This is a genomic window from Microcoleus sp. B5-D4 (assembly GCF_036705145.1).
In the GTDB taxonomy this organism is placed as follows: Bacteria; Cyanobacteriota; Cyanobacteriia; order Cyanobacteriales; family Microcoleaceae; genus Microcoleus.
Genome location: NZ_JAUBTV010000003.1, coordinates 166728 through 184383, shown reverse-complemented (window position 1 = coordinate 184383; position 17656 = coordinate 166728). Strand labels below are relative to the sequence as shown.

Genomic DNA, 17656 nt, shown 5'->3' with positions numbered 1-17656 from the left:
TGCGGGGGCTTGAGGATTTTCGATTTGGGATTGATTCCACGGATAAATCACGTGGCGGGTACCACCTTTGAAATTCGTGGTCAGCTTAAAGTCTATCAAATCGCAGATAGCGGATGTAAATCAATTTTGGAGTGGGGATTTACGATTGGGGATTAAGGAGTATATGCTAGAGACAGGGATCACAGTAGATTTTAGGTTTTTGATTTGCGACTTAGTTTAAACTAGAGACCAGAAAGTTCAATAATGTAAAATCTAAAATCTAAAATCTAAAATCTAAAATCTAAAATCTAAAATCGGTTCCGTTAATGGCTAAGGTAGCTTAGACAGAGGATACCCGGAAAATTAATGAATAGATCGAGTTCTATCGACAAACTGCTAAATAGGTAATGTCCCATGCCCACATTTTTTGAGCGCAAATTATTGCCACCTACAGCCGCAATTTTATTGGCTGTCGCCGCCGTTATTTCCGGCGGTCAAGCTGTCGTTGCAGCTAATGTCCGAGCCGTTTATACCGCTACTTCATGGCAGGGTTCAGAAAATTTGCTGCTGGCTAAGAATACCGAGCAATTCACCCAAGCAAATTCTGGAATACCGAGCCGGGGACCGGGAAAGCCGGTGCCTCTCCCCGCAAGAATTCCTGAGCCTTCGACGGTGGTAGGGTTGGGTTTAGTTGCGGGTTCGCTGGCGCTGACTCGCCGGAGAGTGAGAGTTAAAAATTAGACTTTGGGCAAAAAGTCTAATTTTTGGATTTTTAACCGCAGATAAACGCGGATAAACGCAGATCAATCCGGGTATCAGGATTTTAGCCGATCGCGTCGCGCAGAGCATTTTTAGTCATAGCTGCGATCGACTGTTCGGTAGCTTTCGGCAAGTGATAGTATTTCCCTCCAGAAGTCTTGGCTAATTCCTTCGCAAAGCCAGTCGAAATAAACTTGCTCTCGGTATCAATCACCAGCAACTGCATTCCCAACCCACGAATTTTGGCAGCAATTTCTAACAATTCCTTTTTAATATCAGGCTTTTCTCCATCTAAAATCGGTTCGCCCAAAGAACGAGCCAAAGGAATATTACCGCGTCCGTCAGTAATTGCGACAATCGCCACTTGACCGATATCTCCAGACTGTCGCGCGTTGACTCCCACCCGCACTGCTTGAGTCAAACCGTGGGCCAGGGGGGAACCGCCACCGCAGGGCAAACGTTCCAAACGCTTACGGGCCAAGGCTATGGAGCGAGTCGGCGGTAGGAGCACTTCTGCTTGTTCTCCGCGAAAGGGAATCAGAGCAACTTGGTCGCGGCTTTGATAAGCTTCTGTGAGTAGCTGCATGACTGCACCTTTGGCGGACTGCATTCGGTTGAGGGCCATCGAACCGGAGGCATCGACGACAAACACGACTAGAGCTCCAGCTTTTCTGGCCAAGCGCTTCGCCCGAATGTCTCCCTGTTCCACAAATACACGACGCTGAACCCCCCCTTGCCCCCCCTTACTAAGGGGGGGTTGACTCGCCTGTTGCCCCTCCTTGCTAAGGGGAGGTTGACTTGCCTGTTGCCCCCCCTTAGCAAGGGGGGGTTGGGGGGGGTTAGAATTCCTGTCGCGACGGGCTTTTTGGTAAGGTGCGGCGGCTCGGAGGGTAGCGTCAACGGCGATGCGGCGGACGGGGCCTTTGGGTAAGACTGGCTTGACGTAACGGCCTCTATCTTCGGAGAAAATGGTGCTGCGGCTGCCCGATTTGCCTTGTTTGTTGGCGGATTGTTGGGCGAATAAAAGCACGCTGGGGTCGAGAATTACGCCTTCGGGGTCGAAGAGAAATTCTTCGGGAATGGTATCTTTTTCTGGTTCTTCTTCAGGTTCCGGGTTGTCTTCATCCTCTTGGTCTTCTTCGTCTTCTTGCTCGTTTTCTGGTTCGTCTTGTTCTTGTTCTGACTGCTTTTGGGGAGGCGGTGGGGGGGGAGGAGGAGGAGAGTTTTCGTCGGGGGGAGTTTGGATGATGGTGGCGCGGGGTACGATGACTAATTCTACGGCGCGGCGCAGGTCTTCGGCGTTAACTTCTGTGCGTCCTTCGATGGCGGCGGCGGCTTTGGCGACGCGGACTGCGAATATTTCGGCGCGGTGTCCTTGAACGCCACCCCGGATGGCTTCTTCTACTAGGTAGGCAATTTGTTCGCGTTTAATGCTGACATCTTTGAGCCATTCTCTGGCTAGAATGATTTGGGTTTTGAGGTTGTCGGTGTCTTCGCTGTATTGATTGAGAAAGTCTTGGGGGGAGCGGGAGTAGGATAAAGCTTGTTCTACTGCATAGACTCTTTCTTCTAGTTCGAGTGCTGCGTCGGCTGAAAGTACGATCGCGATGCGATCGAGCAAATGTTCTCTCAGCGGCCCTTCTTCGGGGTTGTAGGTGGCGATAAATAGAGGTTTGCAGGGGTGTTGAAAGCTAATGCCTTCGCGCTCTATTTGGTTGCGCCCTTCGGTTAATACTGTTAGCAATTGGTTGGAAATGTTGTCGTCGAGGAGGTTAATTTCGTCTACATAAAGTACGCCTCGATTTGCTTGGGCTAAGAGTCCGGGTTGAAATACGGTTTGGCCGAATTTTACTGATTGTTCGACATCGACGGAACCTAAGAGTCTGTCTTCGGTGACACCCAAAGGAATTTGAATGAATGGTGTGGGAATTATTTCAGTATTTAAGGAATTAGTATCGGTGGTGTGGGCATCTTGCCCGCCATTTTCTGGTAACAAGTTTGATGCCTGTTCGGCAATATTTTCATTAGGTTCGGCGTTGCAAAAAGAATCTTTAACTATTTCAATGGGTGGCAGTAAGGAGTGCAAGGCGCGGGCCATTACTGATTTTGCTGTACCACGGCGGCCTGCGATCGCAACTCCTCCCAATCCGGGATCTACTGCTGCTAACAGCAGGGCTAATTTGATTGCTTCTTGCCCGACTACGGCGGTGAGGGGAAAGGCTGTGGTGGAAGGGCTAAGGTTGGCTGCGGGCATAGGATTTTCGGATGTAAAAATTTGAACTTAATGTTTAGCTTACTTCTTGGAGTATTTTAACTTCTTGCGGCAGAATCACGGTAAAAGTTGAGCCGACTCCTATTTCTGATACTAACTCGATTTTGCCTTGCAGCAGCGTGACGAGCCGCGATACTATTGCTAATCCCAGGCCAGTGCTTTCGGTAGGAAAGAGCTGTTTGCCTGCTTTTCCTGCTTGAAAGAAGGGGTCAAAGATGCGCTTTGTATCTTCGGGGGCGATGCCAATGCCGGTATCTGTAATTGCGATCGCCCAATTTCCTTCTCCAACAGGGTGGCAACTTAATTCGATGCTACCAGATTCTGTATAGCGAATGGCATTGCTCAGCAGGTTGGTCAGAATTTGTTGCAGCCGCCCAGAGTCGGAGATTACTTGTGTTGGGCCGCAGTCGCTGGTAACAGCGAGCTTTAGTCCTTTAGCATCAGCAATTGGCTGCATCATTTCTACTACGGTGTTAATTACAGATTGTACATTAGTTCGCTGCAGGTTAAGTTTAATTTTTCCGGCATCGGCGCGAGAAAGTTCTAGTGTGTCATTAATCATGCGAAGCAACTGTCTGCCGTTACGCAATACTCGCTCGATGTGTTCGATGCCGGGGAGGGTATCTTTGATTTCAGATTGCCATTTTTCTTGGCGCAAAAACAGTTCGGAATAACCAATAATGGAGTTGAGAGGAGTTTTGAGTTCGTGAGCTAAATGGTAGACGTTTTCTTGATTGACGCTGACGAGGCGATTGAGCTCTTGATTGGTGAGTGTTAACTGAGTTTGGATTTGGTGAAGTTCCCGCATCCTCTGAGCGACGTAGCTGTTGAAACACTGGGCAATTGCTTCGTCTACTACGGCATCTATCAGCCGAAAAGCTCTGAATACGTCGGCGGTGGTTCCTGCTAGCAATTCGGATTCTAACTGCGAGAATATTACTTGACGTAATAAGTGGTATTCCCGGGCTACTTCTGCGGCATCGTAGCCTTGTTCTGCTCTGAGAAATCCGTGATCTAAACTGGCTTCAATTATTAGTTTTATTTCGCTGTTTTGATATTGGGAAAGCACTGTGGCCATCGCCGCCAGCAGGTGAGGTATGTGATTTTCGATTGCTGAGTGCGGTAAGGCGTCAGCGCTTTCAATTTTCCGATCCTGACGAACTGCTTCAATCCAGTTTTTGACGATAATATCGGTTTTGTCGGCGAGCACTTGGCTGTAGTCCATTATGTCTGCGTGGGGGTTGAGTTTGGCAGAGGTTGCCCATGCTTCATTGTAGTTGAGCGATCGCCCGATCGCCATATCAAACTTCTGGCGATCGCCACCCTGCCAAAAGAAGTAGTTTTGAGGTAATTTTTTGCCTGGGCCTGATCTCTCTTGATGAGTAGAACCCAGGTTGTTGCTGCAAAAATCAGCACTTAAACTTATTGACAGAAGAGCCAGAAAGTAGTATAGTCACTCGAACCGAGAGTTTTAAATTTTTAAGTTTTATTTTTTTCAGGGGACTAAATGGAAAACGTGCAAGCTGCGATCGCTGCAACAACATTTATATGTGTAATTTTCTTAATAATTACAGAATGGATACACCTCACAGTTGCGGCATTTCTGGGAGCGGTGATTCTGGTTTTTACCCACGTGATGACGTTAAACAACGCGATCGAATATATCGGTCGGAGTCACGCCACGCTGGGCTTATTCTTCGGAGTCATGGTAATGGTGAGAGCCTTTGAGCCTACCAAAGTATTTGAATACTTGGCAACTCAAATGGTGCTTTTGGCGAAAGGCAAAGGCAAAAATCTCTTGCTGGGTATTGTCGCAATTACTACCCCAATTTGTGCAGTTTTGCCCAATGCCACGACAGTCATGCTGCTAGCACCATTAATTCCGCCAATGGCAGAAGAAGTCGGTGTAGATTTTGTGCCGTTACTGATTTTAATGGTATTTGTAGCTAACAGTTCGGGACTGCTGACAATCGTGGGCGATCCGGCGACATTCATTGTCGGTGATGCTATTAACATGAGCTTTGCAGATTACCTGGTAAAGTTAAGTTTGGGCGGGGCAATTGCAGTAGGAGTGATAGTAGTTATGTTGCCTTGGCTGTTCCGCGAAATTTGGAACAAAAAATTAGACGATTTGGAACATTTGCCGCACCCAAAAATCAATCACCCACGAGTTTTAGCAGTGGGCGGTGTAATTATAGCTTTCGTGCTGACATTTTTTGTAATAGGAGAGTCTCTGCCCGTGCCTATTTCACCGGCAGCCGTTGCTTTGTTGGGGGCTGCTTTGGCAATGCTTTTAGCTCACCATTCCCAAATTGATTCTGTTAATAATATTTTGCGGGATTTAGATTGGAGCACCCTGCTATTTTTTATGTCTATCTTTGTGCTGATTGGCGGTTTAGAAAAAACCGGAGTTATCGGCAATATATCTGGAATATTAGCAGTGATTTTAGGTAAGAATATTTTTCTGGGTTCTTTAGTGTTGTTATTTTTTGTAGGTTTGATGTCGAGCGTGGTGCCAAATATTCCCTTGGTAGTGGCGATGGTGCCACTGCTAAAACAGTATGTTGTCAATATCGGGCTTGCACCGGCAGAGGTGCTGGCTCCGGATTTTGCAGGGCAGTTTCCACCTGCTGTGCTGCCACTGTTTTATGCGATGATGTACGGAGCAACTTTAGGCGGAAATGGCACTTTGGTAGGAGCTTCTTCTAATATAGTGGCGGCGGGAATTTCTGAACTCCACGGGCGCCGGATTTCTTTTCAAACTTTTCTGCGTTACGGGCTTCCTGTGATGGCGGTGCAATTAATAACTGCGGCTGTTTATGTAACTATTCGGTTTCTGATTTGAAGAAGTAATTAGTCATTAGTTATTAGTCATTAGTTATTAGTTATTAGTCATTAGTCAACAGTCAACAGTCAACAGTCAACAGTCCACAGTTAACAGTCAACAGTCAACAGTCAACAGTCAACAGTCAACAGTCAACAGTCCACAGTCCACAGTCCACAGTTAACAGTAATTTAAACCCCATCCAATTCTAAGGGGAAAATTACAGTGAAGGAGGAGCCAACTCCTACTTCAGAAACTAATTCGATTTTACCTTGCAAAAGGTTGACTAATCGAGCGACAATTGCTAGGCCTAAGCCGGTACTGTCAGGCATCACAGAACCCAGGGAGTTGTTGGCCCGAACAAATGGCTGAAAAATCCGATCGCAGTCTTCTGAAGCAATGCCAATTCCTGTATCGGTGATGCAGATACTCCAATGTTGGTCTGGCAATAATTCGGTTTTTATGGTAATAGTACCAGCTTGGGTGTAGCGAATGGCGTTGCTCACCAAGTTGGTGATAATTTGCTGCAAGCGCAAGTAATCTGTCATAACTTGATCGAGAACCGGATCGCATTCAAGGGCGATCTCTAAATTTTTTGCTTTGGCCAAAGGCTCGATTATTTCGACAACAGTGCCGATCGCCGATCGCAGATTTGTGGCACTTAGCTGCAATTTTATGCGTCCCGTGTCGTACCGCGAGATTTCGAGAGTATCGTTAATTAATCTAAGTAATAGTCTGCCGTTGTTGAGGACTTTATCAATATGTGCCAAATTGGGAGCCGAATCTTGAACTCTAGGATTGTTTATTTGGCGCAAAAACAATTGTGAGTAGCCAATAATAGAGGTGAGGGGGGTTTTCAATTCGTGAGCTAAGTGAGATATATTCTCTTGACTGGCGCGAAGTAAGCGAGTCAGCTCTTGATTTGTAAGTTGCAATTGGTTTTGTAAATCCTGTAGTTCTTGGAGTCTTGCCTGGGTATAGGTTTGGAAACAGTCAGCAATTGCTTCGTCGAGGGCAGTGTCAATTAAGCGATAAGCTCGGTTCACTTCAGCGGCTGAGCCTTTTAGCAATTCTGGCTCTAAAGCATCGAAAATTACCCTCCGCAGCAAGCGGTATTCCCGCGAAATTTCTGTGGCATCGTAGCCTTGCCCGGCCCTGACAGTCCCGTGGTCTAAACTTTCTTGTATGACTGTCCGAAGGTCGCTGTCTTGTGATTCGGACAGCATAGTTACGATCGCGTTCAGTACGATGGGAAGGCTGTCGCGCACGGAATCGTAGGGGAGTTGCTTGGCGGTGTCGATTTCCTCGTCGCCCCGAACAGCTTCGATCCAGTTTTCGGTAATTATATCAATTTTATCTTGTAGCGCTTGGCTAAAATCTATCATGGCCGTTAATATATAAATCAAGTCAGCGATCGTATTTTATATCTCTAGCTTATTTTAATAGTTAACTTTTTGAATTTTCTCTCAACTTTTGAGCTTTGCCGATCGCAAATAGCTACTCCTAAAGACGTATTGACAGAATTATAAGCTCGTGCTAGCTTATGTTAAATTGGCTTAAAAAGTCAAGCCTAATTCAGCACTGCGCGATCGAACCAAGCGTGTGGCTGGAGCGGAGGAACCAATTTTCGGGGCGAATCTCTAGAGAATTAAAAAGCAAAGTTAAAAATTGCCAAATTTGAGTGTAATTTTTGATTTTGAAATCTAAGGAGAAGGACATCTCTCAGTCCTAGCCCGTCAGCTAACTTCGCAGGCATTGAGAAGAGACTGAAAAGCCAAATGTTCTGAAAAAGATTGTTTGGCTTCGTCAGTGTCTCCGGTTGGTATTGTTCAAGATTCTTGTACCTGCCCTGACTCTGAAGGAGATTGAAATGTTCATACAGCTTAATTTATCTGCGATCGTACTTGCAGGAGTTGCAACGTGGAAGCGTGTAAAACCCGTTGTCATCCGAGATGCTGTTTTGTTACCTGCTGCGGGTTTTTTGGGAATTCTTGGCTTGTGGTGGATTGTTGCCAGCTTCAACAGCGATTTGATTCCCACTCCCTATCAAGCCTTAATCGCTAATTTAGATTACATATTGCATCCATTTTACCAGCGCGGGCCTGGAGATTTAGGCATTGGCTGGCTGCTGCTAGCGAGTTTGCGGCGGGTGTTGGTGGGATTTTTGCTGGGTGCAGCAGTGGCGATTCCCGTGGGATTTCTGATCGGGATGTCGAAACCGGCAATGATGGCGCTCAATCCGCTGATTCAAATCTTCAAACCGGTGTCGCCGCTAGCGTGGCTACCGATAGCTTTATCGATTTTTAATTTAGCAGAGCCGTCGGCAATTTTTGTCATATTCATTACCTCTTTGTGGCCGACAATTATCAACACAGCTTTGGGAGTTTCTAGCGTTTCCCAGGATTATCTGGATGTGGCGCGAGTGTTGGAAATGCCGCGCTGGAGGCGGATTACCAAGATAATTTGGCCCGCGAGTTTGCCATACATTTTTACAGGTTTGCGGATTAGTTTGGGGATTGCTTGGCTGGTGATTGTGGCGGTGGAAATGCTGACAGGTGGTGTGGGAATTGGCTTTTTTGTGTGGGATGAGTGGAGCCGTTTGAACCTGAGTTCGGTGTTTTTAGCGGTGTTTGTAATTGGCTTAACTGGATTGTTGCTCGACGCTGCTGTTGACAAAGTTCAGGAATTGGTAACGCATCGACCGATCATTAATCATTAGTCATTAGTCATTAGTCATTAGTCATTAGTCATTAGCTAAAAATTCGGGACTTTTGACTTGAGGAATTACTCGCGGGTAGTCAGAAACCGGGTTTTTTACAACAATACTTGGCACTCACCCGTAGATTCGGTAAAAAACCCGGTTTCTTTGGACTCAATGCGTAAGCCTTGGACTACGGAAAAAGACAGAAAATAGTTAACGATTAGGGATTTAAAATTAAATATGAGTGACAAATTTTCCAATGAATGGAACCGCCGAGAGTTTTTGCAAGGAATGGGCTCGGCGGCGGCGGGAATGGCTTTATCTGGTTGTGCAATTAGCGCGGATCGATCGGCAAAAGGACTCACAGAAGAAGCCGAAGCCGTAAAGCCGGTTGTCGATTTCCGAACCTTAGAAAAACCAAATTTAACCGTAGGATACGTGCCCGTTAACGATTGTGCACCATTTGCGATCGCCTGGAAAAAAGGCTTTTTCCGCAAATACGGTTTAAACGTCAAACTCAACCGCGAAGCAAGCTGGGCAACCTCCCGCGACGGCGTAATCTTCGGCCGCCTCGACGCCTCCCCTGTCGTATCCGGCGCCGTCACAAACGCCCGAATTGGCGCCGAAGGAGCGCGGCACGCACCCCTGTGCGCGGCAATGACAATTCACCGCCACGGCAACGCCATGACGATGAACAAAGCTATGTGGGATTTCGGTTTGCGCCCGTGGCACGAATACAACGGCAATTTGGAAGAATTTGGCAAACAATTTCGAGCCTTTTTTGACAGTCAGCCACCGGAAAACAGGGTTTGGGCAGTGGTTCTGAGTTCGGCGATTTACGAATACTTTGTCCGCTACATATCGGCGGCTGCCGGTGTCGATCCGTTCAAAGAATTTCGGGTAATTATTGTGCCGCCGCCGCAGATGGTAACTAATATCAGGATTGGCGCGATGCAGGCTTACATGGTGGCCGAACCTTGGAATACGCGGGCAATTCAAGGCAATTTGGGAGTGGGTTTTACCTTCGTGCAAGGCAAGGAAGTTTGGCTGGGACATCCCGATCGCCTTTTGGGAGTAATGCAATCATTCATTGAGGAAAATCCGAAGACTTATTACTCGCTGGTTAAGGCAATGGTGGAAGCTTGTCAGTATTGCAGCAAGCCGGAAAATCGCAGTGAAATATCGGCGCTGCTGACTGAGCGATCGTTTACGGGGGCGAGACCGAAAAAAGGGGCGATCGACAAATTTACGCGACCGGCAATAGTTGGCGACTACAACTATGGAGGGTTTGACGAAAAAGAGCGCACCATACAATCGGAAGATGCAACTATTTTCTATGACATTCCTAAGAATTTGCCTCAAATACCCGGAAATCATTCAACATTTATGTGGCAGTCTCAAAGTATTTGGTTGATGACTCAAGCGGCTCGCTGGGGACAGATTAAAGAAGTGCCGAAAAATGCTGAGGAATTAGCTAAAAAAGCTTGGAGAACCGACCTTTACCGCAAGATTGTTGCCGAAATGGCGATCGATTGTCCCCAGGAGGATTACCAAGTGGAACCTGCGGAACATTTCATTGATAAAAAGGCATTTGATCCTAGCGATCCCGTGGGTTATTTGAATAGTTTTGAAATTCGAGCCAACCGCCCTCAGTCTTTTTATCAGTCTTAATGTTTGAGATGTTGCGCTTTTCCTAATGTCCCGCCAGGGAATGAATTCCCTGGCTAATAGAAGACAGTCGGTTTCAACCGACTGCCCAATTTTAGGATTTAGGCAATAGCAAGAAAAGTCAATAAACACTTTACTACTTTTTAGGAGAATACCATGAGTCAACACACTTCTACTTCTACCAGTACCAAAAGTTCCGTCAAGAGCGATCGTCCATTTCTAGAAATAGACAATTTGTTCAAGTCTTACAAAAATGGTGACGGTACAGAATTTAGCGTCTTGGAAAATATCAATTTAAGTATTGGAGAAAACGAATATATTTCGGTAATCGGTCACTCCGGGTGTGGCAAATCAACGCTGCTAAAAATAGTGGCAGGTTTGGAAAAACAGAGCGCGGGAATGGTGACACTGGAAGGAAAAGAAATTCGCAAACCGGGAGCCGATCGCATGATGGTATTCCAGCACTACGGATTGCTGCCTTGGCTGACGGTGCGGGAAAATATTCGGCTGGCCGTTGATGAAGTTTTGCAAAGTCTTAGCCGTTCTGAGAAGATTAGTCTTGTCAACGAACACCTAGCAATGGTAAACTTAACATCGGCAGCCGATAAATATCCCGACGAAATTTCAGGGGGCATGAAACAGCGGGTTGGGATTGCGCGAGCTTTGGCGATTCGACCGAAAATGTTATTAATGGACGAACCGTTTGGAGCGCTGGATGCTCTGACTCGCGGCAAGTTGCAGAAACAGGTGCTGGATATCTGGGAAAATCACAGACAAGCTGCAATGATGATTACTCACGATGTGGATGAAGCTATCTATATGTCCGATCGCATTGTGCTGATGACAAACGGCCCGGCTGCGACGATAGGTGAAATTTTGTCAGTGCCGTTTTCGCACCCGCGCGATCGCCAGGAGTTGCGGGAATCGAAGGATTATTACGAACTCCGCAACTATGCTTTGAATTTTCTCGATCGCTACTTTACTCAAGACGAGTAACGCCCGACGGACAGACCAAACAATTCACTTAAGAGAGGTCAATGCTGTGAATCTCAAAACAATGTTAGCGCGTTTTGAAAGTGCATTGGGATACCAAAATTTAGCAGAAGAAATGGTGTTGCTGCCGGAGCCAACATTACCAGTTTCTAAGAAATCAAAATCCCCAAAACAGGCCAAAACAATCAATTTTATTGTCGGTTACAACAGTTCTCCCCAAAGTCAAATAGCCCTGGATATTACCCTTTGGATGGCGCATCAAACTCGTTTAGTAACAACTAAAGAAGTCACGGTTCAAGTCGTCTACGTGATCGACGAAGCGCCAAAAAGTTACCGCGAAGATACTTGCAAATTGGCTGTAGCAAATGCCTTGGCTGCACAGCAGAAAGTGTCTGATTTAGAGGAAACATTCGCCCTTAGTTGTGCCGCGCCTGCGATCGCTTTACCAACAGAAATCGAATCGGTATCCCAGCCAAAAACTTGGATCGACCCGCATTATTTTCGAGAAATTTTTGGTCAAAAGAATGAGTATGAGATAGCAGATAAGTTGCTGTGGCAAGCGCGCTGTTTGGCTGAGGAGTGGCGCGGTTTATTCAAAGCTCATTTACGCATCGGGCGGGTTGCTACAGAACTGAGAAATGTGGTTGAATTAGAATCAGCAAATTTACTGTTCTTGGGCTGTGGTTCTGGCAACCATCGGCTGGTTAGGGAACTAGGCAATAATTTTCCCTGCTGCGTACTCGGGATTCCTTCGGCACTCAGCTATCAGATGGATTTTCAGCCTGAAGAAAGTTTGAGCAAGTTACAGTTGGCGACAACTATACCTGCACGTTAAACTTGTTCCCTCGTTGGGCCAGAATCTAATTATGTAAGGTGCAGGACATCCTACGACTATAATTCGCGCGCCCAACCTTTTTTTGCGTATGTTCTATATCGCTCAAAAATTAAAAATAGTTTCCTCGGTCGAAGTCCTAATTATGAGACAATTAGGACTTTTTTTGATTGTGGAGATTCTAAAAATTATCGTCAAGGAAAATTATCGGCACTTATCTGATCATAGACAGTTCGTTAACTAATTTTATCCTTCCACGGCACACAGAGCGTAGCAGGCGATCGATCGAGCGTTTGTCTTCCTCAGTCAAATTTTCGTCGAAAATAGCAGCCATCAAACCGTACCTATCGGCTAGAGTAATGTAGCCATTTTGATTCACTTCGGCAAACAGCTCGCCCAAAGCAGATGGAATCAGGTGGACAGGAGTTTGCATAGTAATTGACTCTCTACTCGACGATCGCGCGATCAGGCGTTTCTGCGGCAACCAAAGGCGATCGCACTCTAAAAATTTATAGCTGTATTCCCTTTAAAGGTGTGACAATAAACAGCCCAATTTGTGAATTAAATCACATTCCATATGTACGAATTATGATAAAGCTTGCAGTTGCTTTTTAGCGAAGACCGAGCAACTGCAAACTTAATGTTTTCTAAAGATTGAAAATCATCACTTCCTCCACAGGTTCAGCTAACTCAAACTTAAACACCCGCGAATAGAAATAGAATTCGCCGTCAAGAGTTCTTTTGATATTTTCAGCGCGGCGAAAACCGTGCTGTTCCCCTTCATAAGCAACATAAGCAACCGGCAAACCTTTAGCTTTCAATATCTCTACCATCATTTCTGCTTGATTGGGCGGAACCACTTTATCTTCTAATCCTTGAAAAAAGATAACGGGACAAGATAAACGTTCGGCGGAATGAATCGGCGAACGAGCTACATACAAATCTTTTCTTTCAGGATAAGGCCCGATTAATCCATCCAGATAGTGCGCTTCAAATTTGTGAGTCTCGGTTGTCAAAGCTTCCACATCGCTAACTCCATAATAGCTCGCACCGGCCTTAAACACATCGCGGAAAGTAAGAGCACACAGAGTAGTGTACCCCCCTGCACTGCCTCCGGCGATCGCCATTCTTTCGCCATCAACTAAACCTTTTTGAGCTAAATATTTAGCACCGTTAGCGCAGTCGTCAACATCGACAATTCCCCAACTATCTTGCAGTCTTTTTCTGTATTCTCGGCCGTAACCAGTGCTGCCGCCGTAATTAACATCGAGCACGGCAAAACCGCGACTCGTCCAATATTGAATTTTCAAATTCATGCTGCTAGAAGTAGCAGCAGTTGGGCCGCCGTGACTTTTCACAACTAACGGCGGTTTTTCCCCCGCAGGTGCTGCGAAATCTTGATTTTTCGGGGGATAGAAGAAACCAAAAGCAGTCAAATTGTTTTCCGTGGGAAATTCGATCGGTTCCGGTACTGAAAGATAGCCAAAATCGATGCTTAAATTGCTCGATTTACGCAATATTTCTAGTTGATTTGTTGCTAGATTTAATTGTACAATAGCAGTAGATTCAGTCGGCGAACCTGCCATAAAAACCACAGTTTCTCCCCGCGATTTGACGGAGGAAATATCAGTGTAAGGCGTGTCAATTGTTGTCAACTGCTTAGTCGTTAAATCAAGACTCGCTAAATACCACTTGCCTTGCTGAGTGTAGGTGCAAATAATTTTGCTTTCCGAGACAACGGCATAAGTAGACATTCCAAAAACCCACTGAGGAAGTCCGAATTCAGCCGCCATTTCGCACAAGCTGGTTTCTATCTCTGCTTCCCCCCTTACCAAGGGGGGAGTGAGGGGGGTTCTAGATTGCCAGCGGTAGAAATTCCACCAGTTAGACTTGTCAGAAACAAAATACAAAACTCCATCGGGCGACCATTCCGGTTGAAAAATCGACTCCTCAACCCCGCCAGCAACTAAGTATTTTTCACCTAAAGAACCGTCAGCATTAATTTCTGCTACCCACAATTCTGTGCCATCCCACGGCATATTTGGATGGTTCCAACAAATCCAGGAAAGTAGAGAACCGTCTGGACTTAAACGAGGGGAAGCATAAAAATCATTTCCCTGAGTTAAGATTTGAACATCTTCGCCGTTATCTAAATTAATGCTAACAATAGTATTGACAGGTTCGCCCTCGCCTGCATAGTCTTCGCGCACGCAAATCAGGCGATTTTTCTGCTTGTCAATTATCGCATCTGCATAGCGAGAATTAGCAGTAGGTGTCAGAGGTTCTGGTGGAGAATCTAATGCTTGAGAATAAATACGTTGGTCGGCAAAATGAGAGAAATAGACAACACCGCCAGCAACTGCAAAAGCAGCGCCGCCGTATTCGTTAACGCGAGTGCGAACATTAAAAGGAGGCGGTGTCACGTCGCTGATTTTACCATCAGGAGTGCGCCGCACGAGGACGCTTCTTCCCGCTTCCGAAGGTCTTCCCTCAACCCAATAAATATCATCGCCGTCAATAGCAATTTGTCCGAGCCCGACAGTTCCAGAAACAATTAAATCGGAAGAAATAGGTGATTTCCAAGAGCCGTAAGGTGATACTGTGGTCATATAGTTGAGGCAGTTGTGTTTATAGAACAAAAAAATTAATATTTGTAGTTTACAGTAATTCAGTCATCGGGGAAGCAAAATGTCTAAAAAACTCGTACTAATGGATCACGACGGTGCAGTTGACGACTATCTCTCAGTCGTGTTGCTGATGACAATGGAGGAAGTCGAAACTCTGGGAGTAATTGTAACTCCTGCGGACTGCTACATTCAACCGGCGGTGAGTGCAACGCGCAAAATCCTTGATTTGATGGGGCGTTCAGAGGTTCCGGTGGCGGCGAGTACGGTGCGGGGACTGAATCCATTTCCGGTGTTATTTAGGCGAGATTCCTTTGCAGTCGATCGACTTCCCATTCTAAATGAAAAAGGAACCATTGACACGCCGTTAATATCAGAACCAGGACAAAACTTTATGGTGCGAGTTTTGCGGGATGCAGCCGTACCAGTCACATTAATGGTAACGGGGCCGTTAACAACAGTAGCGCAAGCTTTAGATATCGCGCCAGAAATTGAAAGCAAAATTCAAGAAATTGTTTGGATGGGAGGCGCCCTCAATGTTATCGGCAATGTTAGCAAAGATATGGAACCGGGACAAGATATGTCGGCGGAATGGAATGCTTACTGGGACCCGATAGCAATCGAGAGAATTTGGCAAACCCAAATTCCCGTTGTCATGTGTCCTTTAGATATCACCAATAATGTACCGCTGACTGTAGAATTTTCCAATCTCTTAGCAAAACAGCGCAAATATCCAATTTCCGACTTAGCAGGACAGTGCTATGCTCTCGCAATATCTCAAGATTACTATTTTTGGGACATTTTGGCAACTGCTTATTTAGCGCATCCCGAATTTTACCAAATGCGAGAATGGGAAACAGAAATTATTACCGAAGGCATCAGCCAAGGACGCACTAAAGTTAAAACGGGAGGGCGAAAAATTAAAGCAATGGATAAAGTAGACACCGCCAAGTTTTACAATTACATATTACAACAGTGGGCGAGGTAAAAATCCCACTATCTGCTAGAAGTGAGCAAAATCTCCGTACAAAACCCGCCCTAACGCGAATATTTACGGATTCTTCTCTTCCCTCTCTTCCTCTGCGCCCTCTGCGCCCTCTGCGGTAAAAAAAAACTCCTCTCAAAAATGCTACCAATTCTATCAATCATCCCCTTAGCCCAAACCCCTCCCGCACCTCAAGAAATCGTCCAAATCCAAGAAGTGCGACCACTCCCCGGACAGTTAGACAACATACCAGTATTTAACAGCAACAGTCCAGAATTAGTGCTGCAAGAAGGAATTTTGCTTTCGACATTTCCCCCGGATGGTAAAAGATTTCCGGCAGCACATTTAAACTTTCCGTTTCAAGGACGTTTCGACATATTTGCCCACCACATAGCCCGCGCACCTTCCCCGGAAGATTTGCGAACATTGTATCAAGGAGTAATTGTTTACAATCCGGGCAATAAACCTGTAACATTAGATATATTGCAAGCTGCGAGTTATCTCAGTCAACCCGATGCACCTTTTATTGAATTGCCGCCGCAAGTCGATAATTCAAACAGTAATATTTACGCGGGGCCCGGAAGTCGCGCTGTGAATGATATTCTCAGAGGAAGGAGACAGTCTGATTTTCCTGGGCAGTTAATTATTCCACCGGGAAAAAGCCAACTGTTGATGAATCATCCGATACCGGTGCGAGAATTGAAACCGCCGCTAAACGGTCGATCGACCTTGATGCGGTTGCGGAGCGATGGTATAGTCTATGTTGCCAGTCTGGCGATGTTTGCCCGAGTAGACGCACAGGGAAACGGACAGGGAAACGAGCGATCGCCCAACTTAGCAGAATGGCAAAACTTATTAGACAATGGTAATATAGCCGGGCCGCGCGATCGAACTCCCACACCGCCCGAAATCACCGAAGGTCAAATAATTTACGGCCGAGTTGCCGGTGTAGCATTAGGTTCAGAATGGCGAGCACTTCTCTCCGACAACCCCGCCACATCAAACCTAGCAATTCCCCAACCCGGAACAGCATTTTCCTACCCATTAAGCAGCCTCCCGCGCGGAATGCTGGGCGCAAATCAAGTGCAAAGTGCGAGAATGCTAGTCCGCTACCCAGATACAGCATACCGCGCCCACGGCAATTACGGAATTCAATACAATCTCAGCTTGCCGCTGTACAATTCTACCAGCAACAATCAAACTGTAACTGTCGCGATTCAAACTCCAATTAAGACAGATAAATTAACTTCAGGAGGACTGAGTTTTTTAGAACCTCCGGCACCTCAAACTTTTTTTAGGGGGACGGTCAGAGTGCGATATAGTGATGACAATAAAGTGCCTCAAACTCGCTACGTGCATTTAGTGCTGCGGCGAGGACAGCAGGGGGAACCTTTGGTAAAATTAGAGATGAAATCGGGAGAAAAGCGGCTTGTAGAAGTGGATTTTATTTATCCGCCCGATGCGTCGCCGCCGCAAGTTTTGACAGTGAAAACCAATTAAATTTGAGCGGCAGGTACTGCTAGGCAGACGCCTAGAAATACAATGCGTAATTAACCAGATTTGTTTTTATTTGTGCGTGGCGCGGACTTGATTGGTTCCCAGTCGGTATCGGCAAAAAAAAGATGAACTTATCAAAAAAATTCTGGATAGTTGCTTGTTTTGTGTACGTTTTAATTCTTCTCAGTATTATGCTTTTAGCAGGTACGGGGAAATTAGTCAACTTTCCTCTAGCTCATCCGCCTTATGACAAACTCGGCCACTTTATTTTGTACGGAATAGCATCTTTTTTGTGCCATAGAGCAACTGGAAAAAAAAATATGAATTTGTTGAATTATTCAATTCCTTTCGGGCCCGCAATTTTTACTATGTTCACTGCTGCAGAAGAAATGCTGCAAGCGCTTTTACCAAATCGTACTGCTAGTATGGAAGATTTTTTATATAGTTTTTGCGGGATTGCAGTTTTTTATTGGATTGGAGAAGTTTGGGATAGAAAAAAAGGGCATTGATGATATAGAAGGA

14 protein-coding genes and 1 riboswitch are annotated in these 17656 nt (G+C 45.9%); of the genes, 9 read left to right on the top strand and 5 right to left on the bottom strand.

What is annotated here, in order from left to right; all coding sequences use genetic code 11:
* Nucleotides 1-393 precede the first annotated feature (393 nt).
* Nucleotides 394-720, top strand: a complete 327-nt coding sequence (locus QUB10_RS02730; protein WP_333199329.1) for a PEP-CTERM sorting domain-containing protein — start codon at nt 394-396, stop codon at nt 718-720.
* 82 nt (nt 721-802) lie between these two features.
* Here the strand turns inward: QUB10_RS02730 and QUB10_RS02725 are convergent, their stop codons facing one another.
* Both QUB10_RS02725 and QUB10_RS02720 read right to left on the bottom strand, forming a co-directional pair.
* Nucleotides 803-2992 carry a VWA domain-containing protein gene (locus QUB10_RS02725; protein WP_333199326.1) on the bottom strand — a complete coding sequence of 730 codons (2190 nt, stop codon included), beginning with the start codon at nt 2990-2992 and terminating at the stop codon, nt 803-805.
* 34 nt (nt 2993-3026) lie between these two features.
* Entirely contained in the window at nt 3027-4310 is a 1284-nt protein-coding gene (locus QUB10_RS02720; RefSeq protein ID WP_333199324.1) for a HAMP domain-containing sensor histidine kinase, read from the bottom strand.
* Between the two features lie 207 nt (nt 4311-4517).
* On the opposite strand from QUB10_RS02720, the gene QUB10_RS02715 reads away from it, so the two are divergent.
* On the top strand, nt 4518-5855 hold the full coding sequence (locus QUB10_RS02715) for an ArsB/NhaD family transporter (RefSeq protein WP_333199323.1): 1338 nt from the start codon (nt 4518-4520) through the stop codon (nt 5853-5855).
* A 170-nt stretch (nt 5856-6025) separates the two neighbouring features.
* Here the strand turns inward: QUB10_RS02715 and QUB10_RS02710 are convergent, their stop codons facing one another.
* Entirely contained in the window at nt 6026-7219 is a 1194-nt protein-coding gene (locus QUB10_RS02710; protein ID WP_333199312.1) for a sensor histidine kinase, read from the bottom strand.
* 172 nt (nt 7220-7391) lie between these two features.
* Nucleotides 7392-7604: riboswitch (cyclic di-AMP (ydaO/yuaA leader) on the top strand.
* A gap of 100 nt (nt 7605-7704) precedes the next feature.
* Between QUB10_RS02710 and ntrB the strand changes: the two genes are divergently transcribed.
* The 4 genes from ntrB to QUB10_RS02690 all read left to right on the top strand — a co-directional run bounded on the left by ntrB (nt 7705) and on the right by QUB10_RS02690 (nt 12031).
* Nucleotides 7705-8553, top strand: a complete 849-nt coding sequence (gene ntrB / locus QUB10_RS02705) for a nitrate ABC transporter permease (RefSeq protein WP_333199309.1) — start codon at nt 7705-7707, stop codon at nt 8551-8553.
* Between the two features lie 222 nt (nt 8554-8775).
* Nucleotides 8776-10206 (top strand): ABC transporter substrate-binding protein, encoded by a 1431-nt coding sequence (locus tag QUB10_RS02700; RefSeq protein WP_333199307.1) that lies wholly within the window; start codon nt 8776-8778, stop codon nt 10204-10206.
* 153 nt (nt 10207-10359) lie between these two features.
* Nucleotides 10360-11199 (top strand): nitrate ABC transporter ATP-binding protein, encoded by an 840-nt coding sequence (locus QUB10_RS02695; protein ID WP_333199305.1) that lies wholly within the window; start codon nt 10360-10362, stop codon nt 11197-11199.
* A gap of 46 nt (nt 11200-11245) precedes the next feature.
* Entirely contained in the window at nt 11246-12031 is a 786-nt protein-coding gene (locus QUB10_RS02690) for a universal stress protein (RefSeq protein WP_333199303.1), read from the top strand.
* Nucleotides 12032-12242: 211 nt separating this feature from the next.
* Here the strand turns inward: QUB10_RS02690 and QUB10_RS02685 are convergent, their stop codons facing one another.
* Nucleotides 12243-12461, bottom strand: coding sequence for a hypothetical protein (locus tag QUB10_RS02685; protein ID WP_006632461.1), 219 nt, complete (start codon nt 12459-12461; stop codon nt 12243-12245).
* 214 nt (nt 12462-12675) lie between these two features.
* Complete coding sequence (locus QUB10_RS02680; RefSeq protein WP_333199292.1) at nt 12676-14637, bottom strand: S9 family peptidase; 1962 nt, start codon at nt 14635-14637, stop codon at nt 12676-12678.
* Nucleotides 14638-14716: 79 nt separating this feature from the next.
* Between QUB10_RS02680 and QUB10_RS02675 the strand changes: the two genes are divergently transcribed.
* The 3 genes from QUB10_RS02675 (at nt 14717) to QUB10_RS02665 (ending at nt 17643) form a co-directional block, all read left to right on the top strand.
* Nucleotides 14717-15640, top strand: coding sequence for a nucleoside hydrolase (locus tag QUB10_RS02675; RefSeq protein ID WP_333199289.1), 924 nt, complete (start codon nt 14717-14719; stop codon nt 15638-15640).
* Between the two features lie 138 nt (nt 15641-15778).
* Nucleotides 15779-17137, top strand: coding sequence for a DUF3370 domain-containing protein (locus tag QUB10_RS02670; protein ID WP_333199286.1), 1359 nt, complete (start codon nt 15779-15781; stop codon nt 17135-17137).
* Nucleotides 17138-17259: 122 nt separating this feature from the next.
* Nucleotides 17260-17643, top strand: coding sequence for a VanZ family protein (locus QUB10_RS02665; RefSeq protein WP_333199283.1), 384 nt, complete (start codon nt 17260-17262; stop codon nt 17641-17643).
* Nucleotides 17644-17656 lie beyond the last annotated feature (13 nt).